The sequence below is a fragment of the Aquimarina sp. genome (assembly GCF_977115655.1).
Genome location: NZ_CDSBKO010000156.1, coordinates 1 through 1,161, shown reverse-complemented (window position 1 = coordinate 1,161; position 1,161 = coordinate 1). Strand labels below are relative to the sequence as shown.

Here is a 1,161-nt window from a genome sequence, read left to right as displayed (position 1 = left end):
AGTTAGTTGCATTAGACCCGAAACCGAGTGATCTAGCCATGAGCAGGCTGAAGGTTGGGTAACACCAACTGGAGGGCCGAACCCATATCTGTTGCAATAGATCGGGATGACTTGTGGCTAGGGGTGAAAGGCCAATCAAACTCGGAGATAGCTGGTTCTCCGCGAAATCTATTTAGGTAGAGCGTCGACCGAATACCCCAGGGGGTAGAGCACTGGATGGGCTATGGGGACTCACCGTCTTACTGATCCTAACCAAACTCCGAATACCAGAAAGTACTATCCGGCAGACACACAGTGGGTGCTAACGTCCATTGTGGAGAGGGAAACAACCCTGACCGCCAGTTAAGGTCCCCAAATCATGGCTAAGTGGCAAAGGATGTAGGACTCCCAAAACAACCAGGATGTTGGCTTAGAAGCAGCCATCATTTAAAGAAAGCGTAACAGCTCACTGGTCTAAATAAGGGTCTTTGCGCCGAAAATGTAACGGGGCTAAAGCCATGCACCGAAGCTGAGGATGTGGATTTATCCACGTGGTAGCGGAGCGTTCCGTAAGCCTGTGAAGGGGTACCCGTGAGGGGCCCTGGAGGTATCGGAAGTGCGAATGTTGACATGAGTAACGATAAAGGGGGTGAGAGACCCCCTCGCCGAAAGACCAAGGGTTCCTGCTTAAAGTTAATCTGAGCAGGGTTAGCCGGCCCCTAAGGCGAGGCAGAAATGCGTAGTCGATGGGAACCACGTTAATATTCGTGGGCCTGGTGGTAGTGACGGATTGCGTAACTCGTTCAGACTTATTGGATTGTCTGGGCGGGGAAGCGGTTCCAGGAAATAGCTCCACCGTATAGACCGTACCCGAAACCGACACAGGTGGTCAGGTAGAGTATACCAAGGCGCTTGAGAGAACTATGTTGAAGGAACTCGGCAAATTGCACGCGTAACTTCGGAAGAAGCGTGACCCCTTTATACGCAAGTATGATGGGGTGGCACAGACCAGGGGGTAGCGACTGTTTATCAAAAACACAGGGCTCTGCGAAGTCGCAAGACGACGTATAGGGTCTGACGCCTGCCCGGTGCTGGAAGGTTAAGAGGAGAGGTGCAAGCTTTGAATCGAAGCCCCAGTAAACGGCGGCCGTAACTATAACGGTCCTAAGGTAGCGAAATTCC

The 1,161-nt window shown here is 52.0% G+C and carries 1 rRNA gene; it reads left to right on the top strand.

Annotated elements, in window-relative coordinates:
- Positions 1-1,161 (top strand): 23S ribosomal RNA (locus tag ACZIYX_RS23975); the annotation flags it as partial.